3 protein-coding genes are annotated in these 16985 nt (G+C 76.4%); all 3 read right to left on the bottom strand.

Annotated elements, in window-relative coordinates:
- From COO58_RS16115 to COO58_RS16105, 3 genes are read right to left on the bottom strand one after another with little or no spacing between them, the layout of a single operon-like run.
- Positions 1-1056, bottom strand: coding sequence for a TauD/TfdA family dioxygenase (locus COO58_RS16115; RefSeq protein ID WP_098745566.1), 1056 nt, complete (start codon positions 1054-1056; stop codon positions 1-3).
- Complete coding sequence (locus tag COO58_RS16110) at positions 1053-4307, bottom strand: non-ribosomal peptide synthetase (protein WP_098745564.1); 3255 nt, start codon at positions 4305-4307, stop codon at positions 1053-1055. The genes COO58_RS16115 and COO58_RS16110 overlap by 4 nt, the downstream gene beginning before the upstream one ends.
- On the bottom strand, positions 4304-16246 hold the full coding sequence (locus tag COO58_RS16105; protein ID WP_176558824.1) for a non-ribosomal peptide synthetase/type I polyketide synthase: 11943 nt from the start codon (positions 16244-16246) through the stop codon (positions 4304-4306). The genes COO58_RS16110 and COO58_RS16105 overlap by 4 nt, the downstream gene beginning before the upstream one ends.
- Between the last annotated feature and the right edge of the window lie 739 nt (positions 16247-16985).

Raw genomic sequence — 16985 nt, 5'->3', positions numbered from 1 at the left:
TCACGCCGCACCGCCCGTGACCGGTCCCGTCGTGGTCAGCTCCGGCGCGGCGACCGGGTCGGACATCGCGGTGAGGATCCGCCGGGGCGGGGTGAACGGCTCCCGGGCGTGCGCGGCGAGCATGTTCTCCACCAGCAGCACGTCTCCCTGCCGCCACGCGAAGGAGCGGGTCTCCGCGGCGTACGCGGCGCGCAGCTCGGCCAGCACGTCGTCCGGCAGCGGCGTGCCGTCCCCGTACGCGGTCTGGTAGGGCAGGTCCTCCTCGGCCAGCGCGGCCCGCAGCCCGGCGCTGACGTCCTCGGGCAGCGACGTGACGTGGAAGAACAGCGCGTGGTTGAACCAGGTCCGCTCGCCGGTGACCGGGTGCCGGCGTACCGCCGGGCGGACCTGCCGGGTCCGCAGCTGTGTCTCGCCCACCCACTCCACGTCGATCAGGGCGCGGGCGCAGTACGCCTCGACCTCGGCGCGCGAGTCGGTCTGGAACGCGGTCTGCCAGCTCAGGCTGATCCCGGGCAGGTAGTTGCGCCGGTAGAGCACGCCACGGCGCTCGAACTCGGCGACCGTCTCCGGGCGCAGCCGGGCCAGCACCCGACGGCTGTCCGCCAGCGGCGTACGCCCACCGGCGGCCGGTTCGACCTCGCAGTGGAACACGATGCGCAGCGGCCAGGTGACCGTGTACGACTGCTCGTTGTGCAGCACGATCGGCTGGTCGGCCGGGTGCTCGGTGGAGGTGTAGACGCCCTCGGTGACCCGGCTGCGCGGCGAGGAACGCTCGCCGTAGGACAGCACGTCACCGGAGAGCGCCGCCATCACGGTGCGGAAGTCGTCGGCGCCGGCCACGGCGAAGCCGCGGAACAGCACCGCGCCGGCGCGGCGGGCCAGCTCGTCGACCTCGGCGCGGTGCCCGGCCAGCCAGCCGGCCAGGTCGACGTCGGGGACGTTGGCGCGCACCAGCGCCGGCAGCGGGCCGCCGGGCCAGTCCGGCCGGACGTCCACCAGGTTCCGGTCCCGGCCGCGACGGGGGACGGGCCGTGCGACCCGGGTCTGATCGGTCATCTCTCACTCCCAGCGGTGTCGACGCAGTCGGCCAGACTGCGCCCGGGGTCGACGGCGGCGGCGCGCAGCAGCGCGGTGAGGCGGCGGTGCCACGTCGCCACCCCGTCGTGGTCGAACAGGTCGGTTCGGTAGGTCCAGAGCGCGTCCAGCCCGCCCCGGCGGTCGTCCAGCCAGAGCGTCAGGTCGAGGCGGGCCGCGTCCGGCGTCAGCTCCACGCCGGTGAACTCGCCGCCGACGGCGCTGCGGTGCCGGGCCGCCGGTGCGTTCTGCACCCCGAACGCGACCTGGACGAGCGGGTTGCGGTGCGGCCGGCGGGCCGGGTTCAGCCGTTCCACCAGCAGGTCGAACGGGACGTCCTGGCGGGCGGCGGCGAACAGGGTGACCCGCCGTGCCTCGGCGAGCAGGTCGGCGAACGAACGGTCGAGGGCCGGTCGCAGGCGCAGCGGCAGCGTGTTGACGTGGCAGCCCACGCTCTGCTCGGCGGCCACGCTGGTGCGGCCGGCGAAGGCGACGCCGACCAGCAGGTCGTCCCGGCCGGTGGCGGCGCCGAGCAGGGCGGCGAACGCGGTCAGCCCGACCATGTGCAGGCTGGCCCGGTGGGCGCGGGCCAGCTCGCGTACCGCGGCCACGGTCGCCGGCTCCACTGTGGTCCGCAGCGCCCGACCGTCGAGCGGGGTCCCCGGACGCGTCGGGCGGCCCTTCCGCCGCGCCTCCAGGTCGAGCACGGTGGGGGCGCCGTGCAGCTCACGCACCAGCTCGTCGACGGCCCGCCGTCCGGCCGGCCCGACCAGCCAGGCGCGCTGGGCGGCGGCGACGGCGGCCGGTCCGGGCGCCGGCTCACCGGGTGGCGCGTCGGGGTCGTCGTAGGCCGACGCCAGGTCGCGTACCAGCACCCCGAACGACCAGTCGTCGGCGACGGCGTGGTGCACGACCAGCAGCAACGCCTCGGCCCGGCCGGCGGCGTCGGGCAGCAGGCACGCGCGCAGCAGCGGCCCCACCGCCAGGTCCATCGGGGTACGGGTGACCTGGGCGGCGAGCCGGGCGAGCCGGTCGTCGAGCGGGGCGCCCGGGTCGGGCGGCGCGACGGTGGGAGCGGGGTGGGCGTCGGGCCGCACGACCTGCACCGGACCGTCCGGCCCGGCGGGCAGGACCGTGCGCAGCGCGGGATGCCGGTCGACCACCCGGTGCAGCGCCCGGGTCAGCCGCTCCGGGTCCAGCGGGGTGGCGAAGCGGACCGCGAACGCCAGCAGGTAGGACGTGTCGGCCGGGTCGAGCCGGTGCAGGAACCAGAACCGCCGCTGCGCGGGGGAGAGCGGCGCCGGCCCGCCACGGTCCGGCCCGCCGGTCGCCGGCCCGCCGTCGGCCGGGTCCGCGGGGACGGCGTCGGCCGGGTCCGCGAGGACGCCGTCGGCCGGGACCGCGGGGACGCCGTCGGCCGGGCCCGCGCCGCTGCCGTCGGGCGTACCCGTCGGGTCGGCGTCCGGGGTGGGCGGCGCGTCGAGGTGGGCGGCGAGCGCGGCGAGCGTCGGGTGGGCGAACAGGTCACCGGGGCGCACCGGGCGGCCGGTGGCGGCGGCCAGCCGGGTGGCGCAGCGGACCGCCAGCAGCGAGTCGCCGCCGAGCGCGAGGAAGTCGTCGTCCGGGTCGGTCACCGGCACCCCGAGCAGTTCCCGCCACACCGTCGCCACCGCGACGGCCGTCGTCCCGAGGCCCCCCGCCTCCGGGCGCTCACCGCCGAGCGCCGGCGCGGGCAGGACAGCCCGGTCGACCTTGCCGTTGGGCAGCGTGGGCAGCCGGTCCAGCCAGACCACGGCGGCCGGCACGAGCGGCCCCGGCAGCACCTCGGCCAGACGGGCCCGGACGTCGTCGCGCCGCTCGCCGACCAGGTAGCCGACCAGCAGCGGGTCCCCGCTCGGGCCGGGCCGGACGGCGGCGGTCGCCTCGCGTACGCCGGGCAGCGCGGCGAGCCGGGCGGCCACCTCGCCCAGCTCGATCCGGTAGCCGCGCAGCTTCACCTGGTCGTCCAACCGGCCGAGGTAGGCCAGTTGCCCGTCCGGGCGCAGCCGGACCCGGTCCCCGGTGCGGTACATCCGCTCGCCCGGGCGGAACGGGTCCGGCCGGAACCGGGCCTCGGTCTCCGCCGGCCGGTCCAGGTAGCCGCGGGCCAGTCCGGCGCCGGCCAGGTACAGCTCGCCCGCCTCGCCGGGCGGCAACGGCCGCCCGTCCGGGTCGAGCACGTACGCCCGGGTGCCCGGCAGCGGCCGGCCGATCGGCGGCTCCGTCTCGTCCGGCGGCACCTCGGCCCAGGTCGAGTACGTGGTGTCCTCGGACGGGCCGTAGAGGTTGCACAGCCGGCGGACGTGCGGGCGGGCCCACACCCGGGCGGCCAGCGCGGCGGTCAGCGGCTCGCCGGCCAGGCAGACCGTACGCACGCCCGGCGGCAGCGCCCCGGCGGTGAGCAGCTCGCCCATCGCCGCCGGCACGGTGTTGACCAGCGTCACCGGCAGCCGGTCCGCGTCGGGCGCGGCCAGCGCCAGCACGTCGTCGACCAGCACCACCCGGCCGCCCCAGGCCAGCGGGCCGAAGATCTCGAAGACGGACAGGTCGAAGCAGACCGAGGTGGCGGCGAGCATCCCGCCCAGCTCGGTGTCGTCGAAGGTCTGCCGGACCCAGTGCAGCAGCACCGACGCCGAGCGGTGCTCGATGGCGACGCCCTTGGGTCGCCCGGTGGATCCGGAGGTGTAGATGACGTACGCCAGATCCCCGGGTGTCACCGGCGTCGCCGGGTCGGTGCCGTCGCCGTCCGGGTCGAGCCGGTCGACGAGCACGGTCGGGCCGGCGAACCGGTCGGCCAGCCCGGCCCGGGTCAGCACCAGCCGCGCCCCGGAGTCGGCGGTCATGAACGTCACCCGGGCCGCCGGGTAGGCCGGGTCCAGCGGCACGTACGCGGCGCCGGCCTTGAGCACGGCCAGCAGCGCGACCACCAGTTCCGGCGTGCGCGGCAGGCAGACGCCGACCCGGTCGCCGACATCGACGCCGCGCGCCAGCAGCACCCGGGCCAGCCGGTTCGCCGCCTCGTCGAGGTCCCGGTAGGAGAGCGTGGTCTCGCCGCGCCGGACCGCCTCCGCGTCCGGGGTCCGGGCCGCCTGGGCGGCGACCATCCGGTGCAGACAGTCCACGGTGGGGCCGCCGCCGGCCCGCCGGGTGGCGGCGCGGCGGGTCGGTCCGGCGGGCCGGGCGGGCGCGCTCACCGGGAACCACCCACGGCGGCGAGGCGACGGTCCGCCTCCTCCTGGATGCGGTCCTTGTCGGTCAGCACGACGCTGCCCGGGTCGTTGTCCGGCAACTCGTCCTCCAGCCGCCGGATCCGCCGGTACGCGATGCCGCCCGCGGCCAGCGCCAGCGCGCAGAGGCCGGCCAGGATCGCGGCCAGGGCCATGCCGCGCCCCGGACCGGTGCCGACCAGCCCGGCGAGCGGGCCGTCCGGCCGGGCCAGCGGGGCGAGCACGTGCTCGGCCAGCGGGCCGGCGCTGAGGAACCCGGCCGGCACCATCAGCCAGGACAGCATCTGCGCCATGGCCAGCACCCGGCCCTGGAGTTCCAGGCCCACCTTGGCCTGCACGATCGCCAGCCAGTGCGTGTTCACCAGGGCGGTGGCCAGGCCCATGCCGAACAGCCCGAGGGCGGGGAACAGCGGGTCCGGCCGCAGCCCGACGGTGAGCAGTGAGACGCCGAGCAGCACGACGCTGGCCAGGATGCCGGTGGTCCGCCGGGCGGTGCCGCCCCAGACGCCCATCAGCACCGACCCGACCACCATGCCGACGCCGCTGGCGGCGAGCACCCGGCCGAGCACCGCCGGGTCGCCGAAGGAGAGCGTGAGCGGGGTGACCAGCACCTCGACCATGGCGAAGAAGTAGTTCAGCGACGCCACCAGGACGACCAGGGCGACCAGACCGTGCCGGCGGACGATGAACCGCCAGCCGCCCAGCACCTCACGGCGGAACGGCTCCTCCCGCCGGACGAAGAGCGTGTCGGGGAAGCGGACCGACAGCGTGACGGTCACCGCCACGACGAACGTGACCAGGTCGATCACCACGATGCCGCGCAGTCCGACGGCGAGGACCAGCGCGCCGCCGACCAGCGGCGCCAGCACGGTGCTGGTGGCGGTGCCGAGCGAGACGATGCCGTTGGCCCGCCCGTAGTAGCGCTTGGGCACCAGCTGGGTGACGGCCGCCTGGTAGGCGGGTTGCTGGAAGGCGGTGGCCACGGCGGTGACGGTGATCGCGGTGAGGATGTGCCAGAGGCGCAACTGGCCGAACCAGAGCAGCAACGCGAGACTCACCGTGCCGGTGGCGGCCAGGCAGTCGGCGAGGACCATGATTCTTCGGCGTTCCCACCGGTCGGCCAGCGCGCCGGCGATCGGGGAGAGCACCACGGCCGGCAGCAGCGCCAGCACGGTGGCGGTGGCGAACAGCGACACCGACCCGGTCCGCTGGTAGACCCACAGGCCCATGCCGAACGCGGTCAGGCCGCTGCCGATCAGCGAGACCAGTTGACCGATCGCGACCAGGTAGAACACCGCCAGGCTGGGGGTCGCCGTCCGCCGCGCCGGGACGTCCGCCGGGGCCGGGGCGGTCCGGGACGCCCGTGCCTCTGCGGGTCCGGCGGCGGGCCGGGCCGGGTCCGCCGGTGCGGGTCCGGCGGTGGCGGCGTCCGGCGCGGTGGCGCAGTGCGTCAGGATGACGTCGGCCAGCTCGGCCGGCTGGTGCTTGGCGAAGTAGTGGCCGGCGCCCTCGATCACCTCCAGCGACACCTGGTCGGCGAAGAACTCCCACTCCAGGTAGCGCTCCTGGTAGAGCTCGGTGGCCCGGTCGCCGCTGCCGACCACGCAGACCAGCGGCGCGGACAGCTTGCGGGGCAGGCCCCGCGTGTACACGTCGGTGTAGTAGTCCTCGCCCCGGGCCGAGTCGGCCAGGACCACCCGCATCACGAAGTCCTTCTCGGCGGAGTCGAAGACCTCGGTGAAGAAACCCATCGCACGCAGCGACTCCAGCGTCCGCCGCTTCGACGCCCACCGCTCCACCGGGAACCACCGGCGCAGCCAGCCGAACACCCGGCCGGGCAGTCGGGGGGCGGGGAAGTGCGCGCCGATCACCACGCCGGTGACCTCGACGCCGGCCGCCTCCAGCCGGCGGGCCAGCTCGACCGCCTCGGCGCCGCCCACGCAGTGCCCGTACACGGCCACCGGGCCGGTGATCTGCCCGACCACCTCGGCCACGCAGCGGTCCACCAGCTCGTCCAGGTCGAGCATCGGCTCGTCCGGGCGGTTCAGGTCGTGCCCGGGACGTTCCAGCGCGTAGAGCGACACCCCGGCCGGCAGGGCGTCCGCGAGCGGCTGGAAGGTGATCGCGCTGCCGCCGCCGAACGGTACGCAGAGCAGCGTCAGCGTGGTCGGCGTGCCCGGCCGGGCCGGGGTCAGCTCGTGCAGCAGCCGGCCGGCCGAACCGCCGGTCTCGGCCAGGTGCGCGGTGAGCCCGCGGATGGTCGGGTGCCGGAACAGGTCGAGCACGCTGATCGCCGGGTCGGTGCCGGCCAGCGCCTTGATCGCGCGGAACGAGTCGCCGCCCAGGTCGAAGAAGTCGTCGTCGATGCCGACGCGCTCGTAGCCGAGCACCTCCGCCCAGCGCCGCGCCAGCGCCTCCCGCAGCGGCGTGTCCGGCGTGCCGGCGCCGACCTCGGCGCGCTCGCGGCGGGGCGCGGGCAGGGCCGACCGGTCGACCTTGCCGTTGGCGTTGAGCGGCATCCGGTCCAGCGGCACGAACGCCGACGGCACCATGTAGTCCGGCAGCCAGGTGCGCACGAACGCCCGCCACGGCGCCGGGTCGGCGGCGAAGTCGGCGGTCACCTCGCCGGAGGTGTCCGGCTCCGGGCCGCCGGTCAGGGTCAGGTACGCCACCACGGCCTTCTCGCCCGCGTCCTCGCGGACCACCACGGCCGCGTCGCGGACCGCGTCGTGCCGGCGCAACGCCGCCTCGATCTCGCCCAGCTCGATCCGGAACCCGCGCACCTTGACCTGCGAGTCGCCCCGGCCGAGGAACTCGATCCGCCCGTCGGCCAGCCGGCGGCCGAGGTCGCCGGTGCGGTAGAGCCGCCCGTCGCCGTACGGGTCGGGGACGAAGCGCTGCGCGGTCAGCGTCGGGTCGTCGTGGTAGCCGCGGGCCAGCCCCGGCCCGCCCAGGTAGATCTCGCCCGGCACGCCGACCGGCACCGGAGCGAGCCGCGCGTCGAGCACGAGCGCCCGCATGTTGCCGATCGGACGGCCGATCGTGGGCCGGGTCTCGTCCGGCGTGATCCGGTCCATGGTGGCCCACACGGCGGCCTCGGTCGGCCCGTACAGGTTCCACAGCGCGTCGACCCGCTCGGCGAGCTGCCGGGCCAGCGGCGCGGGCACCGCCTCGCCGCCGCAGACGGCGGTCAGCCCGGGCGTGCCGGTCCACCCCGACTCGATCAGCAGTCGCCAGGTCGTCGGCGTGCCCTGGGCCAGCGTGACGCCCTCGGCGTCGAGCAGCGCGGCGAGGCGGGCCGCGTCGTAGGCGACGTCCCGGTCGACCAGCAGCATCCGGGCGCCGACCACCAGCGGCAGGAACAGCTCCGGCACGGACATGTCGAAGGCGAAGCTGGCCATCGCCAGCATGGTGCCGTCGCGGGTCAGACCGGGGCGCTCGCGCATCGCGGCGAGCGTGTTGACCACCGCGCCGTGGGTCACCCGGACGCCCTTGGGCCGGCCGGTCGATCCGGAGGTGTAGAGCAGGTATGCCAGGTGGTCCGGCCCGGCCGTCACCGGGGGAGCGGTGTCCGGCCCGTCGGCCGTGCCGGCGGTCACCACCGCGCCGGCGAAGCCGGCGAACCGGTCGGCCAGCGCCGCGTCGGTGACCAGCACCGTGGCGCCGCTGTGGGTCAGCACGTACCGCTGCCGCTCCACCGGATACTCCGGATCGACCGGGACGTACGCGCCGCCCGCCTTCAGCACGCCCAGCAGCGCGACCGGCAGCTCGGCCGAGCGGGGCAGGCAGACCGCGACCGGCACGTCCGGCCCGACGCCGGCCCGGCGCAGCCGGTGCGCGAGCCGGTTGGCCCGGGCGTCGAGCGCGGCGTAGCTGAGCGTGGTCCCGCCGAACGTCACGGCCGGTCGGTCCGGGTTCGTGGCCACCTGGTGCGCGAACAGGTCGACCAGGGTCGGCACCCGGTCCGGCGCGGCGTCCCACGCCGTCGGCGTGGCGGTGTCGTTCCACTCGGCGAACCGGGCCAGCTCGGCGGCGGTCAGCACCGGCAGTTCCGCCAGCCGGGCGCCCGGGTCGGCGACCGCCGCGGCGAGCAGCGTGTCCAGGTGGCCGATCATCCGCTCGGCGGTGCCCGCGTCGAAGAGCGCGGTGTTGTACTCCAGCCGGAACCGCAGCCCCTCGGCCACCTCGTACGCGTACAGCGCCAGGTCCTGCTGGGCGATCCCGGGCTCCACCGCGAACGGGGTCATCCGCACGCCGGCCGCGTCCACGTCCCGCTGCTCCGGCACGTTGAGCAGGTTGAACATCACCTGGAACAGCGGGTTGCGGCTCAGGTCCCGGGGCGCGTCGACCAGGTCCACCAGCCGCTCGAACGGCACCTCCTGGTGGTCGTACGCGCCCAGCGCGGTGCGCCGGACCTGCCGGAGCAGCTCGGTGAAGGTCCACTCGCCGTCGAGCACGGTGCGCAGCGGCAGCATGGTGACGAAGAAGCCGACCATCGGCTCCAGCTCGGCCCGGACCCGGCCGGCGACCGGCATGCCGACGCAGACGTCGCGCTGGCCGGTCCAGCGCCACAGCACCGCCTTGAACGCGGCGAGCAGCGTCATCGCCAGCGTGGCGCCGTGCTCCTGGCTGAACCGGCGGAGCCGGTCGGCGGTCTCCCGGGGCAGGACCAGCGTGCGGACCGCGCCGTCGAACGTCTGCACCGGCGGGCGGGGCCGGTCGGTGGGCAGCTCCAGCACGGCGGCCACCCCGTCGAGCTGCGCGCGCCAGTACCGCAGGTCCGCGCTGTCCGGGTCGGCCAGCCGGTCGCGTTGCCAGCGCGCGTAGTCGCCGTACTGGACGGCCAGCTCGGGGAGCGGGTCGGGCCGTCCCGCGCGGGCGGCGGCGTACCCGGCGGCCACCTCCCGGGCCACCACGCCCAGCGACCAGCCGTCGGAGACCGCGTGGTGCATGGTCAGCGACAGCACGTGCTTCTCGTCGGCGACGCGCAGCAGCACGGCCCGGAACAGCGGGCCGGTGGCCAGGTCGAACGGTCGCCGCACGTCGGCGGCGAGGGCGGCGTGCACCCAGCGGGGGACCGCCTCGGCCACGGCCGGCTCGACGATGCTGACGGGCGCCGGCGCGTCCGGTTCCGCCGGGGCCTCGACGACCGGCAGCTCCACCGGCCCGGCCGGCAGCACCCGCTGCACCGGGTCGCCGTCCGGCCCGATCGGGAACACGGTCCGCAGCGCCTCGTGCCGGCGCACCAGCCCGGCCAGCGCCGTGCGCAGCGCGTCCCGGTCGAGCACGCCCTCCAGCAGCAGCGTGGTGCCGACGGTGTAGGCGTTCTGCGCGTACGCCTGGTCGAGGAACCACAGCCGGTGCTGCCCGGAGGAGAGCGGCGCGGGTCCGGCGTCCGGATCGGCGCGGGGGATGCGCGCGAGCGCCGTCGCCGCCGGGGCGACCGGCGCCGGTGGCGTTGCCGCGCCACCGGCCCCGGTCGCGGACCCGGCCGCGGCGCCGTCCCCGGTGGTCGCGGTGGGCGCGGGGGCCGTGCCGGCGGGCAACGCCGCGGCGAGACCGGCGACGGTGGGTCGGGCGAAGACCGTCTCCAGCGGCACCGCGACGCCGAGGCGGTCCCGCAGCCGCACCACCACCTGGGTGGCGAGCAGCGAGTGGCCGCCCAGCGCGAAGAAGTCGTCGTGCGCGCCGACCGGCCGGATGCCGAGCAGGTCCGACCAGATCTCCGCCACGCACTCCTGCGCGGGCGTGGCCGGCGGGACGTACGCGGTGCCCAGCTCCGGCCGGTTGCCGGTGTCCACCGGCGCGGCCACCGGCGCCTCGGCCGGCGTCGCGAGCGGCGTCGGGGCGACCGCGCCGGGCCGGGGCGCCGGCGCGATCCAGTAGCGGTGCCGCTCGAACGGATAGCCGGGCAACGGCAGCCGCCGGTCCCCGTCGCCGGCGAACCGTTCCCGGTCGACCGGCACCCCGGTCAGCCAGAGCCGGCCCACCGCGTCGAGCAGCGTGCCGACGTCGTCGGCCTCGGCGCGGGGGTGCCGCATCATCGCCACCGCCTGCGCCGGCCGCAGCCCGGCCAGCCGGACCAGGCCGCCGAGCGCGTGCCCGGGCCCCACCTCGGCCACCGTCGCCTCCTGCTCGGCGAGGAACGCGGCCGACGCGGCGAAGCGGACCGGCTCGCGCAGGTGCCGCACCCAGTACGCCGGGTCGGTGACCAGCCCCGGGGTGACCGGACCGCCGGTCAGGTTGCTCAGGTAGGGGCGCTCGGGTTCGGCGTACCGCACCCGGGCGGCGTGCGCGGCGAACTCGTCGAGCACCGGGTCGAGCAGCGCCGAGTGGTAGCCGCGGGCCACCCGCAGCGGGCGGCAGACGACACCGTCGGCGGTGAGCCGCTCCCGCACCCGGCCGACCGCCGCCGGGTCGCCGGAGACCACGCACAGCCGCGGGGCGTTCACCGCGGCCAGCGACACGCCCTCGTCGAGCAGCGCGGTCACCGCCGACTCTGGCAGCGCGACCGCCAGCATCGCGCCGACCGGCGTCCGCTCCACCAGCTCGCCCCGGACCCGTACCAGGCGCAGCGCGTCGTCCAGGGAGAACACCCCGGCGAGGCAGGCGGCCACGTACTCGCCGAGGCTGTGACCGACCATCACGTCCGGTGTGACGCCGCGCGCCAGCAGCGTCCGGGCCAGCGCGTAGCCGGTCACGAACAGCGCGGGCTGCACCAGGCGGGGGCGGGCCAGCAGTTCCTCCGCCGCCGCGTGCCCGCCCGGCTCCGGGCACAGCACGGCCCGCAGGTCCCGGGCCAGGTCGCCGCCGAGCAGCTCGGCGCACTCGTCCACCACGGCCCGGTAGGTCGGCTCGGCCCGGTGGAGCCCGGCGCCCATCGCCACGTGCTGGGCGCCGTGGCCGGGGAAGGCGAACGCCAGCGTCCGCCGGCCACCCGGGTGGACGCCGGTGAACTGGCGCTGCGGGGCGTCGAGCGCGACCACCGCGTCGGCGCGGTCCGCCGCGACCACGTACCGGCGGTGCGGCATCGCCGCCCGGCGGCCCAGCGCCGCCGCGACGTCCGCGAGCACCACCCGGGGGTGGGCGTCGAGGTGGTCGCGCAGCTGCCGGGTGGCGCTCTCCAGCGCGGCCGGGGTACGCGCCGACAGCGTCAGCAGCCGGGGCCCCGGCGCGGGCGGGGCCGGCGGCGCGACCGGCGACGCCGGCGGCTCCTCCAGGACGACGTGCGCGTTGGTGCCGCCCATGCCGAACGAGCTGACCCCGGCCCGGCGCGGACCGTCGCCGGGCCACGGCCGGGCCGCGCCGTCGAGCCGGAACGGGCCGGACGCGAAGTCGATGCCCGGGTGGGGACGCTCCACGTTGATCGTCGGCGGCAGCGTCCGCGTCCACAGCGCCATCACGGTCTTGATCAGGCCGGCCACCCCGGCCGCGGCGTCGGTGTGCCCGATGTTCGCCTTGACCGAGCCGAGCGCGCAGAAGCCACGCTCGTCGGTGCCGCGCCGGAACGCCTCGGTCAGCGCGGCCACCTCGATCGGGTCGCCGAGCGTGGTGCCGGTGCCGTGCGCCTCCACATAGCCCACCGAGCGCGGGTCCACCCGGGCGGCGGCCAGCGCGCTGCTGATCACCTCGACCTGCCCGGCGACGCCCGGCGCGGTGTAGCCCGTGCGGCGGGCCCCGTCGTTGTTGATCGCCGAGCCGCGGATCACCGCGTAGACCGTGTCGCCGGCGGCCAGCGCGTCGGCCAGCCGCTTGAGCACCACCACGCCCACGCCGCTGGACTCGATGCTGCCGCGCGCCTCGGCGCTGAACGGCCGGCAGTGCCCGTCGGGGGAGTAGATGCCCCCGTCGTGGTGCAGGTAGCCGCGCCGCTGGGCCGGGAAGACGCTGACGCCGCCGGCCAGGACCACGTCCGACTCGCCGGCCAGCAGGCTCTGCCGGCCCAGGTGCACGGCCACCAGCGAGGTGGAGCAGGCGGTGGCCACGGTGACCGCCGGACCGGTCAGGTCGAGCTGGTAGGCGACGCGGCTGAGCAGGAAGTCCTTGTCGTTGCCGAGGGAGATCTGGTGCTCGCTGAGCGCGCCGGTCAGCTCCGGCCGGCCGTTGAGGTGGTCGAGCAGGTAGGAGCTGCGGCCCGAGCCGGCGAACAGGCCGACCCGGCCGGGGTGGCGGGACGGGTCGTGCCCGGCGTGCTCCAGGGCGTGCCAGGCGCACTCCAGCAGCAGCCGGTGCTGCGGGTCGAGCGTCTCCGCCTCCCGGGGCGTGAAGCCGAAGAACGCCGCGTCGAACTCGTCGATGCCAGGCAGGTGGGTGCCGGCGCGCACGTACGCCGGGTCGTCGATCCGGGCCGGGTCCGCGCCGTCGGCGAGCATCTCCTCGACGGTGAACTCGCGGACCGACTCCACCCCGTCGCGGATGTTGGCCCAGAACTCGTCGACCGTGCGCGCCCCGGGGAACCGGCAGGCCATGCCGACGACGGCGACCAGCGCCTCCGCCGAACCGGCGGCCACCGCGGCGCCGGCGCGCGGCGGGGCCTGCGGCGCGGGTTCCGGCTCCGCCCCGGTCGTCGTCCCCGAGACCAGGTACGCGGCCAGCGACTCGACGGTGGGGTGGCGGAACAGGTCGGTGGCGGTGAGCACGTCACCGAGCCGGGCGCGCAGCCGGTCGAGCACGGCCAGCAGCCGCATCGAGTGCCCGCCGAGGTCGAAGAAGCTGTCCCGGACGCCGACCTCGTCGACGCCGAGCACCTCCCGCCACACCTCGGCGACCAGCCGTTCCAGGCGTACCCGGTCGCCGTCCCACCGGACGGGCGGGACCGGCGCGACGGTGCCGGCGGAGGGCGCAGGGCCGGCGGACGGCGAGGCCGCCGCCGGGCCGGGCGTGGAGGCGGGCGGGACGGCCGCCGCCGGGCCGGGCGCGGGCAGCGCGTCGGCGTCCACCTTGCCGTTGCCGGTCAGCGGCAGCGCGTCGAGCCGGACGAACGCGTCCGGCACCAGCCAGGACGGCAGCTCGGCGGCGAGCGCGGCCCGCAGCTCGGCCGGACCGGTCCCGCCGCCGGCCAGGTACGCGACCAGCCGGGGGTCGGCCGGGTCGTCGTGGCGCAGGTGGACGGTCACGTCGACGTCCGGCCGGTGCCGCCGGACCGCCGCCTCGATCTCGCCGCACTCCACCCGGTAGCCGCGCACCTTGACCTGCCGGTCGGTGCGGCCCAGGTACTCCAGGACGCCGTCGGGCCGGCGGCGGACCAGGTCGCCGGTGCGGTACAGCCGCGCGCCCGGCGTCCCGGCGAAGGGGTCGGGGAGGAACCGCTCGGCCGTGACGGTCGGCTGGCCGAGGTAGCCGCGCGCCACCCCGGCGCCGCCCACGTACAGCTCGCCGGCCACGCCCACCGGCGCCGGGTTGCCCCACGCGTCGAGCACGTGCAGCGCGGTGTTGGCGATCGGCCGGCCGATCGGCACCGAACCGTCAGCGGGCGTGCCGGGCTCCACCTCGTACGCGGCGCAGCCGACCACCGTCTCGGTCGGGCCGTACTCGTTGACCAGCGCGGTCTCCGGCGCGTGCCGCCGCCACGGCGCCACCTGGTCGGCGCGCAGGTTCTCGCCGCCGATCACGAAGCACCGGGTCCGCCCGGCCAGCTCGTCCGGGCGCAGCTGGTGGGTGACCAGCTCCAACTGGGCCGGAGTGATCTTGACCAGGCCGAACGGCGTGGCGGTGTCGCGCAGCGCCTCGCCCAGCGCCGCCGGGCCGAGGTGCTCGCCGATCATCCGGACCGTGGCGCCGGCGGCCAACGGCACCAGCAGGCTGGTCACGGTCAGGTCGAACCCGACCGAGGAGTGCAGCGGGACGACGTCGCCCGGCCGCAGCCGGTACGCCTGAGCGGCCCAGCGCACGTAGTTCGCCACACCCCGGTGGGTGACCATCACGCCCTTGGGGTGGCCGGTCGAACCGGAAGTGTGGATGACGTAGGCCAGCTCGTCGGCCGACGGCGTGGGCCGGCGACGCGCCCGCCGTCGTGGCCCGCCGCCGCGCGCCGGCCCGGCCCCCGTAGCCGGCGCTTCCGGCCCCGGCACCAGCAGCGCCCGGTCCCCGGGTACGAGGTGTGCCAGCTCGGCGCAGGTGAGCACCACCGGAGCGGCGGTGTCCCCGATCAGGTGGCGCAGCCGGGCGGGTGGGTTGGCCGGGTCCAGTGGCACGTAGGCGGCGCCGGCCCGCAGCACCGCCAGCACCGCCACGGTGAACGGCGCCGCGCGCGGCAGCAGCACCCCGACCAGGGAGCCGACGCCCACACCCCGGCCGCGCAGCGTCTCCGCCAGCGACTCGGCCCGGTCGTGCAGCTCCCGGTAGCTCAGCGCGCCCTCGCCGTCGGTCACCGCCACCCCGTCGGGGGTACGCCGGGCCTGCTCCTCGATCAGCGTGTGGACCAGCTCGTCCGGCTCGTCCGGCGTGGCGGTGCGGTTCCACTCGTCGATTAGCCGGCGGTGCTCCTCGGCGGTGAGCATCGCGGCCGAACCGACCGGCGCCCCCGGGTCGGCGAGCAGCGACGCCAGCAGCGTCTGGAAGTGCCCGGCGAGTCGGGCCATCGCGTCGTCGTCGAACAGCTCGGTGCGGTACTCCAGCACGGTCCGCAGACCCTGCTCGTTCTCCCGTACGGCAACGGTGAGGTCGAACTTCGCGGTGGCGGGTGGCACCTCCACGGCGCTGACCTCGAGACCGTCCAGGCGGGGCGGAGCCGCCTCCCGGCCGTGGACGAACATCACCTGGAACAGCGGGCTGAAGCCGGCCCGTCGGGGCGGGCGCAGCGTCTGCACCACCGTGGAGAAGGGAAGCTCCTCCCGGCTCAGCGCGTCCAGCACCGCGGTGCGTACCCGCTCCACCAGCGTGGCGAAGGACGGGTCGTCGTCCAGCCGGGCGCGGATCGCCACGGTGTTGAGCAGCAGGCCGACGAGCTGCCGCGTCTCCGGGCCGCGCCGGCCGGCCACCGGCGTGCCGACCACCACGTCCCGCTCGCCGGTCCACCGGGCCAGCAGGACGTGCAGCACGGTCAGCAACACCATGTACGGCGACACGCGGGCCTGCCGGCAGAACGCGGCCAGCGCCTCGGCCGGTACGTCCAGCGGCACGCTCAGCGTGGCGCCGGCGTCGGACGGCACCGCCGGGCGTGGCCCCCGGGTGGGCAGGTCGAGCGCCGCCGGAACGCCCGCGAGCTGCCCGCGCCAGTAGTCGAGCTGCTCGGCCGCCTGCGCCCCGGCGAGCCAGTCCCGCTGCCGCAGCGCGTGGTCGCGGCAGTCGTGCGTGACCGGGTCGAGCCCGGCCGGCACCCCGGCGCGGTGTGCGGCGTAGAGCCGTTCCCACTCCTCGTGGAGGATGCCCAGCGACCACTCGTCGACGGCGACGTGGTGGATCGTCAGCAGGAGCACGTGCTCCTCCGGCGCGCACCGCAGCAGGTCGGCCCGGAGCACCGGTCCGCGTACGAGGTCGAGCGGGTCACGCGCGGCGGCCCGGAGCCGGGTCCGGACCTCCCGGTCGCGTTGCCAGCTCGGCAGGCCGCTGAGGTCGTGCACCCGCAGCAGCCCGGGGCGCGGCGCGTGCACCACCTGGACGACCCGGGTCGGATCGTCGTCGCCCGGCCCGGTCGGCTGTCCGGCGGGTGCCTGCGGTCGGGCGAGCGTGGTGCGCAGCGCCGCGTGCCGGGCCACCAGGTCGTCGAGCGTGGCGGACAGGGCCGCCACGTCGAGCGGGCCGTGCAGCCGGTAGGCCAGCGGCACCAGGTAGGCGGCCGAGCCCGGGTCGAGTCGGTCCAACTGCCACATCTGGCGCTGGGCGGCCGTGGCCGGCGCGGGCCGGTCGGAGTCGGGCCGTGCCGGTGGGGCGGTCACCGGTCTCCGGGTCCGCAGGACGTCCGTCATCGCCTCCGCCTTCGTCGCTGCCCGGCCGTGAGGTGGCGGCATCCGGGCGCGGGCAGCCGCCGCGCCGGACCGTGCGGTCAGCCGGATAGTGGGAAAAGATCAGGATTCCTCGATGGGAACCTCGCCCATCATGTCACCGTCGATCTTCACCCGCCGATCCCCGAATCGTGTCGGCAGTCGGTGCGTTCGGTGACCGGGGCGGCACGTTCGGCCAATTCCCGCGCGCCGGTAAGAAATGCGATTGCGACCCGGCCCGGTCGCCACCCGTGTCGCCCACCGCCGTGATGTCGCCCGTGTCGGTCATCGCCTTTCCCGCCACCTCCACCGCACTGTGGAGGGATTTGCCTGATGCGTGCGGCGATGACGTCTATGTGGGCGCGTTGGCGGACGTTTCAGCAGCTCAGTCCGCGTCTGATGTGGATCGTTGACAGGGTGATCTTCGATGGCATACCGTCACGAGGAATCCTCGCGCCGGCCCGGCGGCCAGACCGGTGATCTGCGTGCCGGAGCCGATCACGCCGTTCTCCGGCGATTGTGTCGACAATTGCGCAGTCGCGCGCGCCGCCCGGTCGGATATCCGCGCCCTCTTCGGAGCACTTTCCGCCCCCGTTTTCGGTCGACATTTGACACTCCGTCAGTCGTCTGCCCGTCACCCCGCACGCCCCAGCTCCTCCTTCCCCCGGAGACCCCCCGACCCACGGTCGCGCCACCTCACCCGCCACCGTGGCGTCGATCATGA

It is taken from the genome of Micromonospora sp. WMMA1996, from assembly GCF_002573675.1.
GTDB classification, from domain to species: domain Bacteria; phylum Actinomycetota; class Actinomycetes; order Mycobacteriales; family Micromonosporaceae; genus Micromonospora; species Micromonospora sediminicola.
Note: the sequence above shows the minus strand (reverse complement) of the source record. Positions and strands in the feature narration are given on the sequence as shown.

Excerpts from the sequence above, each read along its gene's own strand:
- COO58_RS16115 (WP_098745566.1), bottom strand. The coding sequence starts at position 1,056 with ATGACCGATCAGACCCGGGTCGCACGGCCCGTCCCCCGTCGCGGCCGG.
- COO58_RS16105 (WP_176558824.1), bottom strand. The coding sequence starts at position 16,246 with ATGACGGACGTCCTGCGGACCCGGAGACCGGTGACCGCCCCACCGGCA.